This window comes from Butyrivibrio sp. M55 (genome assembly GCF_900116865.1).
In the GTDB taxonomy this organism is placed as follows: Bacteria; Bacillota; Clostridia; order Lachnospirales; family Lachnospiraceae; genus Butyrivibrio.
In genome coordinates, this window is the sequence record NZ_FPCD01000003.1 from 312,173 (window position 1) to 328,475 (window position 16,303).

At 42.6% G+C, this 16,303-nt stretch carries 14 protein-coding genes and 2 tRNA genes; 11 read left to right on the forward strand and 5 right to left on the reverse strand.

Features of this window, described 5'->3' with window-relative positions; translation table 11 throughout:
• Nucleotides 1–6 precede the first annotated feature (6 nt).
• Together BM398_RS05655 and BM398_RS05660 are read right to left on the reverse strand one after the other, a co-directional pair.
• Nucleotides 7–1,311 (reverse strand): sensor histidine kinase, encoded by a 1,305-nt coding sequence (locus BM398_RS05655; RefSeq protein ID WP_092336794.1) that lies wholly within the window; start codon nt 1,309–1,311, stop codon nt 7–9.
• A gap of 1 nt (nt 1,312) precedes the next feature.
• A complete protein-coding gene (locus BM398_RS05660; RefSeq protein ID WP_092336795.1) occupies nt 1,313–2,005 on the reverse strand; it encodes a response regulator transcription factor in 693 nt (230 codons plus the stop codon).
• Between the two features lie 188 nt (nt 2,006–2,193).
• Between BM398_RS05660 and BM398_RS05665 the strand changes: the two genes are divergently transcribed.
• From BM398_RS05665 to BM398_RS05675, 3 genes are all read left to right on the forward strand, one after another.
• The gene (locus BM398_RS05665; protein ID WP_175531853.1) at nt 2,194–3,381 is read left to right on the forward strand and encodes a DUF3810 domain-containing protein; all 1,188 of its coding nucleotides are present in this window, start codon (nt 2,194–2,196) and stop codon (nt 3,379–3,381) included.
• Nucleotides 3,378–4,067, forward strand: a complete 690-nt coding sequence (locus BM398_RS05670; protein WP_092336797.1) for a hypothetical protein — start codon at nt 3,378–3,380, stop codon at nt 4,065–4,067. Before BM398_RS05665 ends, BM398_RS05670 begins: the two co-directional genes overlap by 4 nt.
• A gap of 163 nt (nt 4,068–4,230) precedes the next feature.
• Complete coding sequence (locus BM398_RS05675) at nt 4,231–4,497, forward strand: hypothetical protein (RefSeq protein ID WP_092336798.1); 267 nt, start codon at nt 4,231–4,233, stop codon at nt 4,495–4,497.
• Between the two features lie 116 nt (nt 4,498–4,613).
• On the opposite strand, the gene BM398_RS05680 is transcribed toward BM398_RS05675, so the two are convergent.
• Both BM398_RS05680 and BM398_RS05685 read right to left on the reverse strand, forming a co-directional pair.
• Nucleotides 4,614–5,510 (reverse strand): putative manganese transporter, encoded by an 897-nt coding sequence (locus BM398_RS05680; protein ID WP_092336799.1) that lies wholly within the window; start codon nt 5,508–5,510, stop codon nt 4,614–4,616.
• Between the two features lie 53 nt (nt 5,511–5,563).
• A tRNA-Gly gene (locus tag BM398_RS05685) sits at nt 5,564–5,634 on the reverse strand.
• 155 nt (nt 5,635–5,789) lie between these two features.
• Here BM398_RS05685 and sufC point away from each other — a divergent pair.
• From sufC to sufU, 5 genes are read left to right on the forward strand one after another with little or no spacing between them, the layout of a single operon-like run.
• Nucleotides 5,790–6,545, forward strand: a complete 756-nt coding sequence (gene sufC, locus BM398_RS05690; protein WP_092336800.1) for a Fe-S cluster assembly ATPase SufC — start codon at nt 5,790–5,792, stop codon at nt 6,543–6,545.
• Nucleotides 6,546–6,572: 27 nt separating this feature from the next.
• Nucleotides 6,573–7,982 carry a Fe-S cluster assembly protein SufB gene (gene sufB / locus BM398_RS05695; protein WP_092336801.1) on the forward strand — a complete coding sequence of 470 codons (1,410 nt, stop codon included), beginning with the start codon at nt 6,573–6,575 and terminating at the stop codon, nt 7,980–7,982.
• Nucleotides 7,983–7,995: 13 nt separating this feature from the next.
• Nucleotides 7,996–9,165: a SufB/SufD family protein gene (locus tag BM398_RS05700; RefSeq protein WP_092336802.1), complete on the forward strand. Its 1,170-nt coding sequence runs from the start codon at nt 7,996–7,998 to the stop codon at nt 9,163–9,165.
• A gap of 16 nt (nt 9,166–9,181) precedes the next feature.
• A complete protein-coding gene (locus BM398_RS05705) occupies nt 9,182–10,402 on the forward strand; it encodes an aminotransferase class V-fold PLP-dependent enzyme (RefSeq protein ID WP_092336803.1) in 1,221 nt (406 codons plus the stop codon).
• On the forward strand, nt 10,392–10,847 hold the full coding sequence (gene sufU, locus BM398_RS05710; protein WP_092336804.1) for a Fe-S cluster assembly sulfur transfer protein SufU: 456 nt from the start codon (nt 10,392–10,394) through the stop codon (nt 10,845–10,847). Before BM398_RS05705 ends, sufU begins: the two co-directional genes overlap by 11 nt.
• 135 nt (nt 10,848–10,982) lie before the next feature.
• Here sufU and BM398_RS05715 read toward each other — a convergent pair.
• Nucleotides 10,983–11,055 (reverse strand) — tRNA-Lys (locus BM398_RS05715).
• A gap of 205 nt (nt 11,056–11,260) precedes the next feature.
• On the opposite strand from BM398_RS05715, the gene BM398_RS05720 reads away from it, so the two are divergent.
• From BM398_RS05720 to BM398_RS05730, 3 genes are read left to right on the forward strand one after another with little or no spacing between them, the layout of a single operon-like run.
• Entirely contained in the window at nt 11,261–12,037 is a 777-nt protein-coding gene (locus BM398_RS05720) for a TatD family hydrolase (RefSeq protein ID WP_092336805.1), read from the forward strand.
• Nucleotides 12,038–12,898 (forward strand): 16S rRNA (adenine(1518)-N(6)/adenine(1519)-N(6))-dimethyltransferase RsmA, encoded by an 861-nt coding sequence (gene rsmA, locus BM398_RS05725; protein WP_092336806.1) that lies wholly within the window; start codon nt 12,038–12,040, stop codon nt 12,896–12,898.
• Between the two features lie 55 nt (nt 12,899–12,953).
• The gene (locus tag BM398_RS05730) at nt 12,954–16,280 is read left to right on the forward strand and encodes a tetratricopeptide repeat protein (protein ID WP_092336807.1); all 3,327 of its coding nucleotides are present in this window, start codon (nt 12,954–12,956) and stop codon (nt 16,278–16,280) included.
• Nucleotides 16,281–16,303 lie beyond the last annotated feature (23 nt).

A 16,303-nucleotide genomic window follows, 5' to 3' on the forward strand; every position in this document is an offset into this window, starting at 1 on the left:
AGCACCTTATTTATTCTTTTGTGTATTTTTTGGTTGCTGTTTCGGAAGGGTAACAACAAATCTTATTATTTTGTCGCCGTCGCGTAGCGCTTCAATTGTTCCGCCGTGGGAAGTGGCGATAGCCCTTGCAACGGAAAGACCTATGCCGTATCCGCCCGTTTCCCTGCTTCTTGATAAGTCGGCTCTGTAGAAACGGTCAAAGAGCCTGTCCAGATTACCGTAAGGAATTGTATCACAGGTATTGGAAACTTCAAAGACAATGTGCTTATTCACAGATAACAGCACGTGGATGCTTCCGTATGAAGACGAATATTTAAAAGCGTTGTCTATAAGCAGGCAGGCGAGCTGGTTCATTGAGCTTTTGTTACCTACAATATGTATTCCGTCCGGAATATCAATCTTGTAGTTTTTCTCCTGTGATTCCGCGATCGGTTCAAAAGAAACTGCTGCATCTTTGAGTGTTTCACTAAGATCAAAGTCGGTAAACACAACGTGCATGCGCTCTTCGTCCATTCTTGAAAGAGTCAGCATGTTTTTTACAAGGCTGTTCATGCGCTTTAGCTGATTCCGTATGCTCGTAGTCCATTCGTTTTTGCCCTGCTCAAGCTCAAGAACATCGATGTTTGCGGATATTACGGCGAGAGGAGTTTTGAGCTCGTGACCTGCATCCGTGATAAATCTCTTTTGCTTCTCCAAGGATTCAACGGCAGGTGCAACAGCCTGTCCGGAAAAAAGAAATACCAGAATAAACATGGCAATAAGTGCAAGTACGCCGATTGCCAGCGATTGGATCATTAGATGCTTGGCGTTTATTATCGCGGTACTAAGGTCCAGAAACAGCAGTAGTTTCGTGCCGTCTTCGGCATCTGATATCAGATATCTGTAGGAATGATAAAATCCGAGCTTTCTCGAGTTTGAAAAGTACAGGTCTTTTGCGTATTCCTCAGCTATATCGTGTGAGACGGATGCAATGTGCACGGTATTTATCCTGATCGTATTGGCATATGAATCCATTTTTACCCAGAAATATCGTGCCTGATAGGGCGACTCAGCCGAATGATTGGAGTTGATCACATCCCAATCAAAAGAGCCGGAGTTATTTTTGGAAAAAGAGACTTTCGGTGCTTTGTTATAAAGAATCTTTGCCGGAAAGTATCCGTTATTTGATGAGAGAATAGCCAGCATGTTGTCTGCATCAGAAACTACCTGATGCATGTTGATGGCATTTATGATGCCGATCATTGTAACAAGAATCAGGAGCAGTGATAAAATTGCGGTTATAACAAACTTTTTTCTTAATTTATTTACCATCTTACAGCTCCGGTTTACCTGGTTTTTTCTCACTTATTGAATATCCGACTCCTCTGCAAGCCTTTATTTCGCAGTTTGCGTGAAGAGAAAGGATCTTTTTTCGAAGGTTTGAGATGTTAACCCATACCACATTGACGTCGGCCTCACCGTCAGACCAGATATGTGACATGAAGGTATCAACGGAGACTATTCTTCCCGGATTATCCATGAGCATTTCCATCATCTGGAATTCGCGTCCGGCAAGCCTTATCCGCTTGTGATTCGGAGTGGACAGTTCATATACGTTTCTATCAAGGGTCAGGTTTCCGCATGTCAGGTTGACCGGTGAAAAATCTGATTTCCTTCGAAGCATTGCACGAACTCTGGCAAGAAGTTCCCCCATGTCGAAGGGTTTGGTCAGGTAGTCATCGGCGCCAAGATCCAGACCTTTTATACGGTCATCAACTTCGGATTTTGCGGTCAAAAAAAGAACGGGAGTAGATATTCCTCCGGTTCGCAGCTTTTTAAGGACCTCCGTTCCATCAAGTCCGGGCATCATAATGTCCAGGATTATTCCGTCGTAGTTTCCCGTAAGTGCGTAGTCTAAGGCATCCGTCCCGTTGTAGACAGCATCTACCGTGTAGCTGCTGTGTTTCAATATAGCTACGAGAGCGTTGGATAATTCTTTTTCGTCATCAGCAAGAAGCAGTCGCATATGTGAACCTCCGCAAAGGGATTTCCTTTTCAAGATAATTTTACCATATTGGGAGAAGGATTAAAGAAATTTAAAAACAAATATATGTATAAAATATGAACGATTTTTCAATAGTTTGGTCATTTTCAGTCCATATTTTTAATGTAGAATATTCATAAATGAATTTTTGGAAACAGGGAGTCAGAAAAATGCACGGAAAAAAAGTATTCTCCTTAAAAATAACCTTAATAATGGCATTTTGTTTTATCTTTAATTTGGCCGCATGGAAAAGTGCGGCCTTTTCTGACTTCTACGTCACGAATATATATCCGAAGATAACATCGGTATATGGAGCACTCACAAGTAAGGTTGCTTTTTCTGTAGGCGAGATCATGCTGGTATTTATCGTTTTGTTTACGGCTTTTGCAATTCTGTTTATAGGCGTACACACCGTGTTTTGGATATATTCAAAGTTTGCGATAAACAAGAGCCAAAGCTTCTTTTCCGCAGAAAAAGTATTCAATAGGATTTCGGGAATCCTTCACAGAGTGTCGCCCATTATGATGGCGATTGTATGCACGATAATGTCGCTTAATTGCTTTGTTCTGTACCACACATCAAAACTTAAAGTGACAGAGACGGGATTTACCAAGGAATATGATCTTGCTCAGCTTGCAGAGCTTAGAGACATCGTGGTTCGAAGATGTAATGAACTCGCAGAGCAGGTACCGCATGACGAGAGAGGAAATGTTATATATAGCGGAAACATGCAGGAGCAGGCCATCCTTGCAATGAAGAATCTTGAAGGAGAGTTTCCAAGACTTGGTGGATATTATGTGACGCCAAAGCCGCTTCATTTCTCGGGATTTATGAGTCAGCAGTACATGCAGGGTTATTATTTCCCGTTCTCGATGGAAGCAAACTATAATGATACGATGTCTATAATGAATAAGCCGTTTACGATGTGTCATGAACTTGCACATACCCACGGATACATATATGAAGATGAAGCAAACTTCCTGGGATTTCTTGCCTGTGTAAAATCTGATGACGTAGTATTTAGATACAGCGGATATTTGGGAGTTCTTAATTATATAAATAATGATTTTTATAACGCTGTCAGCAAGCAGGAATACAATTCACACGTGAAGATTTCTGACAGGGTAAAGTATGACAACCAGTTCCTTACAAAGGAAGCGTGGGTTGAAGTTGAGAAGAAGGCTGTAGTTAAGACGGCTACGGTGAAAAAAGCGGCTGAAACCTTCATAGATACTAATCTTAAAGTGAACGGAGTGCTTTCAGGAAAAGTAAGTTATTGTCATGTAGTTGCACTTATCATGGATTACTATTACAATGAGCCCGAGTACGCAGAAAACGAATCGGGGGACAAGATATGAAAAGTGGCAAGTTAATTAGCGGAGCAGGAACGCTTATTATGGCGCTCCTGCTTGTTGCGTGTAAACCTTCGGCTGAAAAGTTAAGTGAGGCCGAGGCATTAAAAGCAGAACTTATTGAGGCCAAAAATAATGCGGAGAATACGTACCTTGATATAACAGATTCAAGCCTTAAAGGAACTCTTGATGAGCTTGCGCAAAAAGAATCTGTTATTGAGAATAAGGATTTCAGTAAAATGAGCAATAGTATGCTTGAGTATTATGGTCCGAAGATGACGGAACTTACTACTGAATATCGGGGCATACAGGCAACACTTGATGCAAAACTTGCTGAAGATAATGCTAAGAGAGAAGCAGCCCAAAGAGAGGCTATGATAAATGCAACTATTATAAATAATACGGATTTCATGATAACAGAGATGATGCTTCATGATCTTACAAGTGATGCATACTCTGCAAATCTGCTTGATGAGGGAGTTACGCTTGCTGCGGGATACACACTTGTGGGTGTTGATCTTGATATCAGAATAGACAGTACGCAGTGGGAAATTGTTATAAAAGATGACGGGGGCAACTCATTTACGTTTGTCTGCGGGGACTTTAACCAGGCATCAAGAGATGGAATATTCATAACACTAAGCTATGATAAGTCGGCCGGCGGAGGGGTGGCGGACATCCAAAATCAATAAAATTTGTGAGAATTGCACAAAATATTAAGGAAATCTTAAGATATTATGCGTCGATTTGTCGGTGACATTATTCTATTCACAATATATAATCTATAACTGTACTGAAGCAATTGTTTGCAATAATTCGTAATTGCAAAGTATGCAGAAAAGAGGAGAATATATTATGAAGAAGAATATCGTTACATTACTTTCAGTTTTAACACTTTCAGCAGCAGTTCTTGCTGGTTGCGGTGAGGCAGCAGAAGAGGCTTCAACAGAGGCTACATCTGTAGAAGCATCTGTAGAAGCTTTCTCAGTAGAAGAGGCTGCTACAGAAGAGACAACAGAAGCAGCTACAGACGCTTCATCTGATGCATCTTCAGACGCTTCATCAGACGCTTCATCTGAGGCATCTTCAGACGCTTCAGCAGAGGCTTCATCAGCAAAATAATAATAGCTAATTCAATTAGATTTATTAAACAACAGGTAACACTAGTTTAATCAATTGCTTTAGTCAGTACATAAAAAAGCCCCGGTGCATATGCATCGGGGAATTTTTTTATTTCTTTATAATGCGATTCCAAGAACATCAAGCAAAGCGCCTGTGACAGTTCCGATAAGGAACAGAAGAATTGCTATTCTTATATTTTCTTTTTTTTCATCATTAACTCTGAATAATACCAAAAGTCCGATTCCGGCTCCGACTAAGAGGCCTGACATCATTGTTCCGAGAGTGATCATCTTATCAAGATACAAAGTTGTAATTATGACAGATGCCGCACAATTGGGGATAAGACCGATAATTCCCGCAAGAAGGTGGCTGAGCACCGGACTTGTCTTAAGAAGTTCAGATAACTTATCTTCTCCGATAAGCTCGATCGCAAATCCCAATATCAAAGTAAGAACAAGAACAAAAGCAAAAATGTGTATCGTATGAACAAATGCGGATTTTACAATTCCGATAAAGCCGCTGTGGTCGTCCTCTTCGCAGTGACAATGTTCTTTTTCGCACAGAGCATTTATCTGAACCGGATCGTCGAGTCTTTTATTATGAGTAAGATGGTGCCAGTGAACAACTGCATCAATGACAAAGCCTGCGATGATTCCGATGACTGCCTTGATGATCAGTATCTTTATCATAATTCCGGCTGGAACCTGTTCTGATATAAAAAGCGGAATCATCTCATCCGAAGTTGAAAGATAGATCGCTATAAGAGTTCCGAGTGTTATAACTCTGCCTGCGTAGAGATTGGAAGCTGCGGCTGAAAATCCGCACTGCGGAAAAACGCCGATCAGTCCGCCCCACAAAGGTCCGAAGTATTCTGTTTTTTGGACAATCGCAGACGTATATTCCTGAGTCTTGTGCTCCAGATATTCCATTAAAAGGTAGGTTATAAAAAGAAAGGGGAGTATCTTAAGAGAATCGATAAGCGCGTCCATGACAACATCGATGATAAGTTCCATGAATTAACTCCTTGCTGTATAAGAAAGAAAAAAGGGTAAAAAAAAATCAGTAAAGCGGGTGATGGGAATCGAACCCACGTATCTAGCTTGGAAGGCTAGTGTTCTACCATTGAACTACACCCGCACGGTACTGACAAGATTGTATTTTAATTACTTTTGTATGGTATGTCAAGGGGTTTTATGATAAACTTTACATTGTTTTTAAATTGACAATACAAATTTGCGGTGTTATCATATTTCCTACTAAGTTGGTAGGAAAACACGGAAAGGAAATTTATCATGTCAGATGCGTCTTTATTACAGGTAAAAAACTTATCTGTATCAATAGATAACGAGTTGCCGATTCTGCACAAGATCAATTTAGATATAAAGCCCGGAGAGACTCATGTTCTCATGGGACCAAACGGCGCAGGAAAGTCCACACTTGGATATTCTCTTATGGGAAATCCTCATTATTGTGTGACAGAGGGAAATATTCTTTTTGACGGACAGGATATTACCGATATTTCTGCAGACAAGAGAGCAAAGGCAGGAATGTTCCTGTCATTCCAGAATCCTTATGAGATTCCCGGAATTTCACTCAGCAGTTTTATAAGAAATTCTTTTCATGCCCAGACAGGTGCGCCTGTAAAGCTTATGGCTTTCCAGAAGTCACTTAAGGCTGCTATGGAAGTTCTTTCTATGGACGAGGCTTACGCTGACAGAGACCTTAACGTTGGTTTTTCAGGCGGTGAGAAGAAAAAGGCAGAGATTCTTCAGCTTCTTATGCTCAATCCCAAACTTGCGATTCTCGATGAGACAGACTCAGGACTTGACGTTGATGCTGTAAGAACAGTATCTAAGGGCATTCAGGAGTATCAGAAGAAAAAAGACGGAGCACTGCTTATAATCACACACAGCACCAAGATTCTTGAGTCATTGCATGTTGATTATACACATGTGCTTGTTAAGGGTAATCTTGTATGCACAGGTGACGGATCTTTGGTTGATGAGATCAATGCTAACGGATTTGAGAAGTTTATCTCAGAAGCGTAATAATTGGCCGGATAACAGAGGATTGATATGAGCGATAACAAACAGAAAGTGGTTGAGATAGACCGCAGCGCATATGAATTTAAGGATATAGAGACAGAAAAAGACTTCTACAGGATGGAGGAAGGTCTTGATGAGGAAACCGTATTAAAGGTTTCTGCAGAAAAGCACGATCCTGAATGGATGAGGGATTTCAGACTTAAGTGCTTAAAGATATACAACGAGATGGAAATGCCAAAGTGGGGCCCCAGTATAGAAGGCCTTGATATGGACAGGATAACATCTTATGTAAGACATAAGTCGGAGATGAAGAATAACTGGGAAGATGTTCCGGAAGATATCAAGAACACTTTTGAAAGACTCGGTATTCCTCAGGCAGAGAGAGAATCCCTTGCAGGTGTCGGAGCCCAGTATGATTCAGAGCTTGTATATCACAATGTAAAAGACGAGGTTGCAGCTCAGGGTGTTATTTATACAGATCTTGAGAGCGCAATGAAAACAGAATACGCGGATATGATCAAGAGCCACTTTATGACTCTTATACCGCCTACGGATCACAAATTTGCAGCGCTTCACGGAGCGGTATGGTCCGGAGGCTCATTTGTATATGTACCGAAGGGAGTTAAGGTAGACATTCCGCTTCAGTCTTATTTCAGACTTAATGCGGCAGGAGCCGGACAGTTTGAGCATACTCTCATAATTGTTGATGAAGGCGCAGATCTTCACTTCATAGAAGGATGCTCGGCACCAAAGTATAATGTGGCCAATCTTCATGCGGGAGCTGTTGAGCTCTTTGTGGCAAAGAATGCGAGACTTCGCTATTCCACAATCGAGAACTGGTCCAAGAATATGTATAACCTTAATACCAAGAGAGCTCTTATAGAAGAGAACGGAATCATGGAGTGGGTATCGGGATCGTTTGGATCTCATACGGGATATCTTTATCCTATGACAATTCTTAAGGGCGATCACTCCAAGATGGAATTTACCGGAATTACTTTTGCCGGAAAAGGCCAGAACCTTGATACAGGTGCCAAGGTAGTACATCAGGGAGTGGGAACTACTTCGGTTATAAATTCCAAGTCCATTTCCAAGGACGGTGGAATAGGAACATACAGAAGCAGTGTTGTAATTCAGAGTTCAGCTAAAAAGGCAAAAGCGTCAGTTTCCTGTGATTCACTTATGGTAGACAGCATTTCCAGAGCAGATACAATTCCGGGAATGGACATCAGAACCGATGATGCTGATGTAGGACACGAGGCTAAGATTGGAAGAATCAGCGATGATGCTATTTTCTACCTTATGTCCAGAGGAATAAGTGAGGAAGAAGCTAAGGCGATGATCGTAAGCGGATTTGCCAATCCTGTTTCAAAGGAACTTCCGCTTGAGTATGCCGTTGAGATGAATAACCTTATTAAGCTTGAGATGAGCGGACATTGAGAAGGGACTTCACATGAACAAAGATTTGAACATGAAGGTTAATGTGCTGCCTGTTTTGACATATGGTTTTCTTAAGGTCAATGACAGTACAGTTTCCGAATCAGATATAAAAATAGATAGCTTTGAAACTCCGGATGCAAGCAAGATGCCTCAGGGCGTAGATGTAAAGCGCGGAGTTGATTTTGAGGAAGCGGGCGAGATCTTTATCAAGAATAAAGACAGGATCATGTACACCACAGGCGATTTTGCAGGCCCTAATGCTGATACGACGGGAAGAAACGACGGTCAGGCAATCAGAACGGGAATGGGAATCGATGTAGACGAGCTTATGATCTCTGCAGGTGCTAAGTGTGATATTTATACGGTTGAGGAAAATGTTAAAGTTTCCGAACCCGTTATCATAGAGTACAAGATGAAAGACGGCGAAGGATGTATATCATCACAGGTCATTCATGCCAAGAAAGGTTCTGAGATAAACGTCATCCTTGCATATGAGTCAGAAAAGGATTTTGGCGGTTTTCATGGAATCAGCACAAGACTTCTTGCTGAAGAAGATGCAAAGATCAACCTTTATAAGATTCAGATGCTTGGAGATAAGTTCATTCATTTTGATGATATCGGCGGTGCATGTTTTAAGGGCGGATCAATCGGTGTTACGACATTGGAGCTTGGTGCCAAGAAGGCATGGACAGGTTGTCTTGTGAATCTTGTAGAAAAAGAGGCTGAGCTCATATCAAATATGGGCTATCTTGTAAGATACGACAATTTCCTCGATGTGAATTACATTGCAGACCAGAGAGGAAAAAATACAAACTCTGTAATGCACGCAAAGGGAGTTCTTATGGATTCCGCGACAAAGGTATTCAGAGGAACCATTGATTTTAAGAACGGAAGCTCGGGATCGGCAGGCGATGAGCAGGAAGATACGCTTATGCTGAGTCCTGATGTTATAAATCGCAGCATGCCCGTGATCCTTTGTCAGGAAGAAGATGTAGACGGAAGACACGGTGCAACAATAGGACAGCTTGGCGAAGATTTGTTGTTCTATATGCAGACAAGAGGAATCGATGAAGAAAATGCAAAGCGCATGATGATAAGGGCAAGACTTGACAGCGTTGCAAGAACGATTCCCGATAAGGAACTGGAACAGAGAGTTATATTCTACATTCAGAATATCATTTAACAGGTAGGAAAAAGAAATGGCAAACATCGGAGATTATCGAAAAGACTTCGATATTTTAAATTCAGGTGACTATGTATATTTTGATAATGCGGCTACTTCCCAGAGACCCAACCAGGTTCTGGATGCAATATCAAATTTTTATCGCACGGCAAATGCCAATCCGTTAAGAGGGTTATACGATTGGAGTATGGCGGCAACAGAGATGTACGAAGATTCAAGGCGTGTCGTTGCTGATTTCATAGGTGCGAATTCTCCCGAAGAAATTATTTTTACAAGAAATACTTCCGAATCACTTAACCTCGTGGCATACAGCTATGGCCTTGATAATGTGTCAGAGGGTGATGAAGTGGTTATTTCCGTAATGGAGCATCACAGTAACATTCTGCCCTGGCAGATGGTATGCAAGAAGAAAAACGCAAAGCTTGTGTATCTTGAGCCTGACGAAGAGGGTGTTATCTCCAAGGAGGAGTACGAGAGCAAGATAACAGATAGAACAAAGGTTGTAGCAATAGGGCACGTATCCAATGTTATGGGCGTTACCAACCCTGTAAAAGAGATTGCGGCATATGCTAAGTCTAAGGGTGCAATTGTGGTTGTAGACGGCGCTCAGTCGACTCCTCATATGAAAGTTAATGTACAGGAACTCGGTGCAGATTTCTTTGCATTCTCCGGACACAAGATGCTCGGACCTATGGGCATAGGTGTTCTTTACGGAAGAAAAGAACTTTTGGAAAATATGTCTCCATTCCTTACCGGCGGAGAAATGATAGAGTATGTTACAAGGACAGATGCCACTTATGCGGAGCTTCCTCACAAGTTTGAGGCAGGCACGGTAAACGCATCAGGTGCGGTTGGACTTGCTGAAGCAATCAGATACCTTCAGAATGTTGGTTTTGAGGCTATAGAGGCGCAGGAGCAGAAGCTTACGGCACTTCTTATGGAAGGCATGTCAAAACTCCCTTATATCAAGATATATGGCTCAAAAGACCCAACAAAGCATTGTGGCATTGTGACATTTACAATAGAGGGCGTACACCCGCATGACATTTCATCAGTGCTTAACGACGATCATGTATGCATAAGAGCAGGCCATCATTGTGCTCAGCCACTTATGCAGTTTATCGGAGCAGGATCTACGGCACGTGCAAGTTTGTACTTCTATAATACAGAAGAAGAGGTTAAAATATTCCTGGAGAAACTTGCAAAGGTTAGGGAGGTCATGGGATATGGAGCTTAAGCAGTTATATCGTGAGATAGTTAATGAGCATAATCTGCGCCCTGTACACAAAGGAAAATTAGAAAATCCGGATCTTGTAATGCGTGGAATAAACCCAAGCTGTGGCGATGACATTACATTGCAGCTCAAGGTTGAAAACGGTGTTATCACGGACGGAAAATACGTGGGAAGCGGATGCGCTATATCACAGGCTTCTGTTGATATGATGGTTGATCAGATAATCGGAAAGAGCAAGGAAGAAGCGATTAAGCTCGCAGGAACCTTTATGGGTATGATAAAAGGCGAGATTACGGACGAAGAGAGTATTGAGTCTCTTGATGAAGCCGCTTCGCTTCAGGACGTAAGGCACATGCCTGCAAGAGTTAAATGCGCTGTTTTAGGATGGCATACGATGCAGGAGATGCTTGAACATCCCGAGAAGGCCATTGATAAAGTAGAAGATTAAAAAAGAAAAAATAAGCCGCAAAGAAAGAATCAGATCTTCTTTGCGGCATTTTTATTTCTAATTATATATGTAGAAAAAATGACAGAAAAAAAGTACCATCCTCATAGGATATACCTACAAAAACAGTACTCGGCGTGCGCTGCCAGGGTCTCGAACCCTGGACAACCTGATTAAGAGTCAGGTGCTCTACCAACTGAGCTAGCAGCGCATTCGTTATTTAGCGGCTGTGCCGTATCTCAACGACAAGTGATATGTTACTACGCTTAAAAAAGAATTGCAAGTGTTTTTTTCAAAAAAAATAAAAAAATTTGATTTTTTTTCAATTTCGCATATCTGTGAGGATATATTTGTGGTAAATTAGATGTTATGAAAAAATTCAAAAATGCAATTTTTAAAAAGCGGAAGGTGTGTAAATGATATTTGATACGCATGCTCATTACGATGACAGACAGTATGATGAAGACAGAGAGACGCTGATAGCTTCTTTAAAGGAAGAAGGGATTGGCACAGTCGTAAATATAGGTGCGGATATGGCATCAAGTGAAAGGGCACTTGAGCTGGCGCATAAACATGATTTTATATATGCGGCGGTCGGAGTGCATCCGAGTGAAGTGGAAGAGCTAAGCGATGAAGCCATGGATCGCCTGAGATCTTGGAGCGCAGATAAAAGATGCGTTGCAATAGGAGAGATAGGGCTTGATTATCACTGGCCCGATCCTGCGCCCGAGATTCAGAAGAAATGGTTTGTAAGACAGCTTGAACTTGCAAGGGAAGTAAAGCTCCCCGTTGTGATCCATTCAAGGGATGCCGCCAAGGATACTATGGATATAATGCATAGCGAGCACGCGGAAGAGATAGGAGGAGTGGTACACTGTTTTTCCTACTCAAAAGAAATTGCAAAAGAATGCGTGGATATGGGCTTTTATATAGGAGTCGGCGGAGTGGTGACATTTAAGAACGGCCGTAAGCTTAGAGAAGTTGTGGAAGATACTCCTATGGAAAAGATACTTCTTGAGACGGATTGCCCGTATCTTTCCCCCGAACCTCACAGAGGGGAGCGCAACAGCTCTTTAAACCTGCCTTATGTGGTAAAAGAGATAGCTAACATAAAAGGAATCAGCGAAGAAGACGTTATACGTATGACAGAAGAAAACGCTAAGCGTATGTATGGACTAATGACGGAGGTATAAATGGCATATCTTGGAAACGCAGCACGTACAAAGGAAGTGCTGAGCAAATACAATATGAGCGCCAAGAAGAAATTCGGGCAGAACTTTCTTATAGACAGCGGAGTACTTGACGGTATTGTTGAGGCTTCGGGTGTTACAAAAGAAGATTGTGTCCTTGAGATAGGTCCCGGCATAGGAAGCCTTACCCAGTATCTGGCTGAGGCTTCAAAACGCGTTGTGTCCGTTGAAATAGACAAGACACTTATTCCTGTTTTGGATGATACATTGTCTGAGTATGACAACGTGACAATAATCAATGAAGACATCCTTAAGGTTGATATAGAGAGCATAGTAAAAGAATACAACGAAGGAAGAGCAATAAAAGTTGTTGCCAATCTTCCTTACTACATCACTACTCCGATTATAATGAAGCTCTTTGAGAGCGGTGCACCGATTGACAGCATCACTGTCATGGTGCAGAAGGAAGTTGCAGACAGAATGGTCATGGGACCCGGAAATAAGGACTATGGTTCACTTTCTCTTGCTGTAGGATATTATGCAAAGGCAACGGCAGTAATGAACGTTCCGCCCGGAAGCTTTATCCCGCAGCCGAATGTCGGGTCGGCAGTTGTGCATCTTAAAAGATATGAGAAGCCGGCGGTGGAAGTCGGCGATGCAAAGTACATGTTCGAGATAATCAGAACAGCATTTAACCAGAGGAGGAAGACACTTTCAAACTCTCTTTCCAACAACCCTTCTCTTAAGGTTACAAGACAGCAGGTTCAAGATGCGTTAACTGAGATAAATATTGACGAAAAAGCAAGGGGAGAAGTACTTTCGCTTACGCAATTTGCGCGACTTTCAGACATTTTACAAAGATAAGGTGCTTATGATAAACTAACACTGGATATAGTTGGGGCACCAAAGAGGTGATATTTTGGATAAAGTTGAATACAAAATTCGAGCCGATGAGATCAAGGCTTTAATTGGGGAAGGCAGATTTGCCGAAGCTGTGAAGATCGCCGACACAATTGACTGGAAACGAGTGAAAAGTGTCGCAATGCTTTGCACGATAAGTGATCTATATAAGATAAACAGACGCTTTGAAGAGAGCAGAGATATCCTGCTCATGGCATACGACAGACACCCCACGGGTAGAGCGATTGTATACTCCCTATGTGAACTTGCCATAAAGATGGGAGAATTTGTTCAAGCAGTTGAATATTATAAGGAATTTGTCAGAATAGCGCCCAGAGATACAGGGCGATATATCTTACAGTATAAACTCTACGAAGCTCAGGAAGTAAGTCTTGAAGAGAGAATCGCTGTTCTCGAAGAATTCAAAAAACATGATTATAGGGAAAAATGGGTATATGAGTTGGCTTATCTTTATCATAGGATAGGTCTTACTACTGAGTGCATTGAAACATGTGACGAGATGTTCTTGTGGCTCGGAGACGGTAACTATGTCATGAAGGCCCTTGAACTTAAGGCGCTTCACGAACCGTTGTCTCCGGAACAGCAGGACAGATATATCAGATATAAGCAGAAACACGGCGGATATATAGACAGATCCATAACATACAATAAAGAGGATCCCGCGCAGAGCCAGATGGCTCAGAATATGTCGGGAGCACAGGATACCAGGGAGATTCCACCTGTCTCAAATGACGTTGAGATTAAAGCTCCGTCCGTTGATGTAAGCGCATACAATACAATGAATCTGCAGGCAGCACTTGCAGAGGAATTGAAGCCATATATAGGAAATGAGCAGACACAGACGCCTGTACAGCCACAGGCAAGCTTTGCGCAGCAGCAGGAGCTTGCACAGTATCAACAGGGATTCGCCCAGCAGGCAGAGGCTGCGCAGTACCCGGCAGGATTTGGTCAGCCCGGATATGCACAGCCGCAGCAGGGATATGCACCATATCAGAACGGCTACGACCAGCAGACAAGTGCAGCACAGTATCCGGCAAGCTTTGCTCAGCAGGCAGAAGCCGCACAGTATCAACAGGGATTCGCCCAGCAGGAAGCTGCACAATATCAGCAGGGATATGTTCAGCAGCAAGAAGCTCCGCAGTATCAGGAAAGTTTTGCACAGCAACAGGCAGAGGCACCGCAGTACCAGGAAAGTTTTGCACAGCAACAGGCAGAGGCTCAACAGTATCAGGAGAGCTTCGCACAGCAGCAGGCAGAGTCTTCACAGTATCAGGAAAGCTTTGCACAGCAGCAAGAAGTGGCACAGCCGCAGCCTGAGGAAGCGCCTGCAAATTCTTTCAGTGCGCAGCAGGGATTTGGAAATACAACATTTGCAGAGGAAATGGCAGAATCTTCAGAACCGGAAATTTTTGATGATGATGAAAATGACGGCTCTTTTTCGCGTGTTGGCGGAACTATCGGAGAGCCTGCGTCCGGCGGTATAGAAGAAGTATTTTTTGATACACATGAGATTCATGTGCCTGAGCAAGAGCCTGTATTTAAGCCGGCTCCCGAAGTTAGAAAAGAAACTCCCGTACAGGAACAGAGTTCAGATATAGCAGAAATAGCACAGGAAGAGACTTCAGGATTTTTTGATCTTGAAGATGTTCCCGATGAACAGCCTTCTTTCAGCGCTACCTATGAGAACAGACCATTGGAGGACGAAGTACCCGGTGCGGTTATTCATCCGAACGGAAGCTACAGCATGAGCAATGTGGGCGCAAATGCCAATGCAAGCGCAAATGCGGATAACGCAGATTCAGCTTCGAATGGTAACGGACTTGATAATATGCTTTCTCAGGACCATGACGGTCAGATCAAGCTGGCTGTTGAGCCCGATCCCGTAGTAGAGAAGCAGATCACGGGTCAGATCAGTATCTCCGAGTATATTCAGAACTGGGAACAGTTCAAGAAGGATCAGCAGGAGAGACAGCTTGAGAGCGTAAAGAAAAAGGTTTCGGATCAGACAGGAGATCTTTTCGCAGATTACGATGAGATAGCTAAGGCCGGACTTCAGGAGAAAATTGAGAAGGCAATTTCTGATGCCATTAAGAAAGAAAAGCAGAACAGAGCATCTGGAAGAGGCGACTGGTCAAGAGATAATGCCGATATTATCGACGAGGCTGTCGATGAAGTTATAAATAAAGCAGAACAGGGCACAGACGGTCCTATTGAAAATAAGGACGAAGAGGAACCGGCTAAAGATCCTGAAAAGAAAAAGAACAGGTTTGCACGTGAAGACTTCAATTCTACAAGGAATGAAATAAAGCCTGAAGCACCTGAGGAGAAAGCTTCTGAAGAAACCGGTCATGAAGAGGAAGAACCAAGAAGACCTCAGGACAGAGGAAGAAACAGAGTGGAAGCAAGAGGTGAAGACAGACAGAGAAACAGAAATGCTGACAGAAAACCTCAGGGACAAAGACCCGAGAGGCCTGAAAGAGCCGATGCTCAGAGAAATGAGAATCAGGACGGCGCGCAGGGTGCAAAGAAGAAACTTAAGAAGCATGGCGCCGGAAACAGAGATATTGAAGAGAGATTAAGGAAGATGACTCCCGAAGAGAAAGAGTTGTTTGGACCTTATATTCATCATAAGAAATCAAGAAGACAGATTATCAAGGCAATTGATAACATGAGCATGGATGCGTTCAGCGGAAATGTAATTGTTACCGGTGAAGAGGGCGCAGGAACTATCAACCTTGCCAAGGGACTTATCCGCGCAGTGCAGGCATCCAATTCTGACTTCAATGGAAAAGTTGCCAAGATAACAGCGAATACGCTCAATAAGAAGAGACCGTCGGCAATCTTTGATAAGCTTGCAAACGGTGCGCTTATAGTTCAGAGAGCTGCAGATATTTTACCTGAAACAGCAGCTGAACTTATAAAGATTCTCAAGGAACAGAAAAAGGGTATAATAATAGTAATGGAAGATACCAAGGAAGATATGAACAGCTTCCTTGACAGTAACCCTGATTACAAAGAGAGTTTCAGCGTAAGAGTTGATATTGAGGCTCTTGATGATGAGTCGCTTGTTGCATACGCTAAGCAGTATGCGCTTGAGAACGAGTATGCTATCGACAATCTCGGTATTCTTGCACTTCATACCAAGATATCCGAAAGACAGACATTGGACCACGATGTTACGGTCTCAGAAGTCAGGGATATCGTGGATGATGCTATATATTATGCGGAGAAGAGATCAGTATCTCACTTCGTTGATATCATAGTACACAAGCGATATGATGATAATGATATGATAATCCTCAGAGAAAAAGATTTTATGCATTAACAGCTTAAATACATTTACGAGGG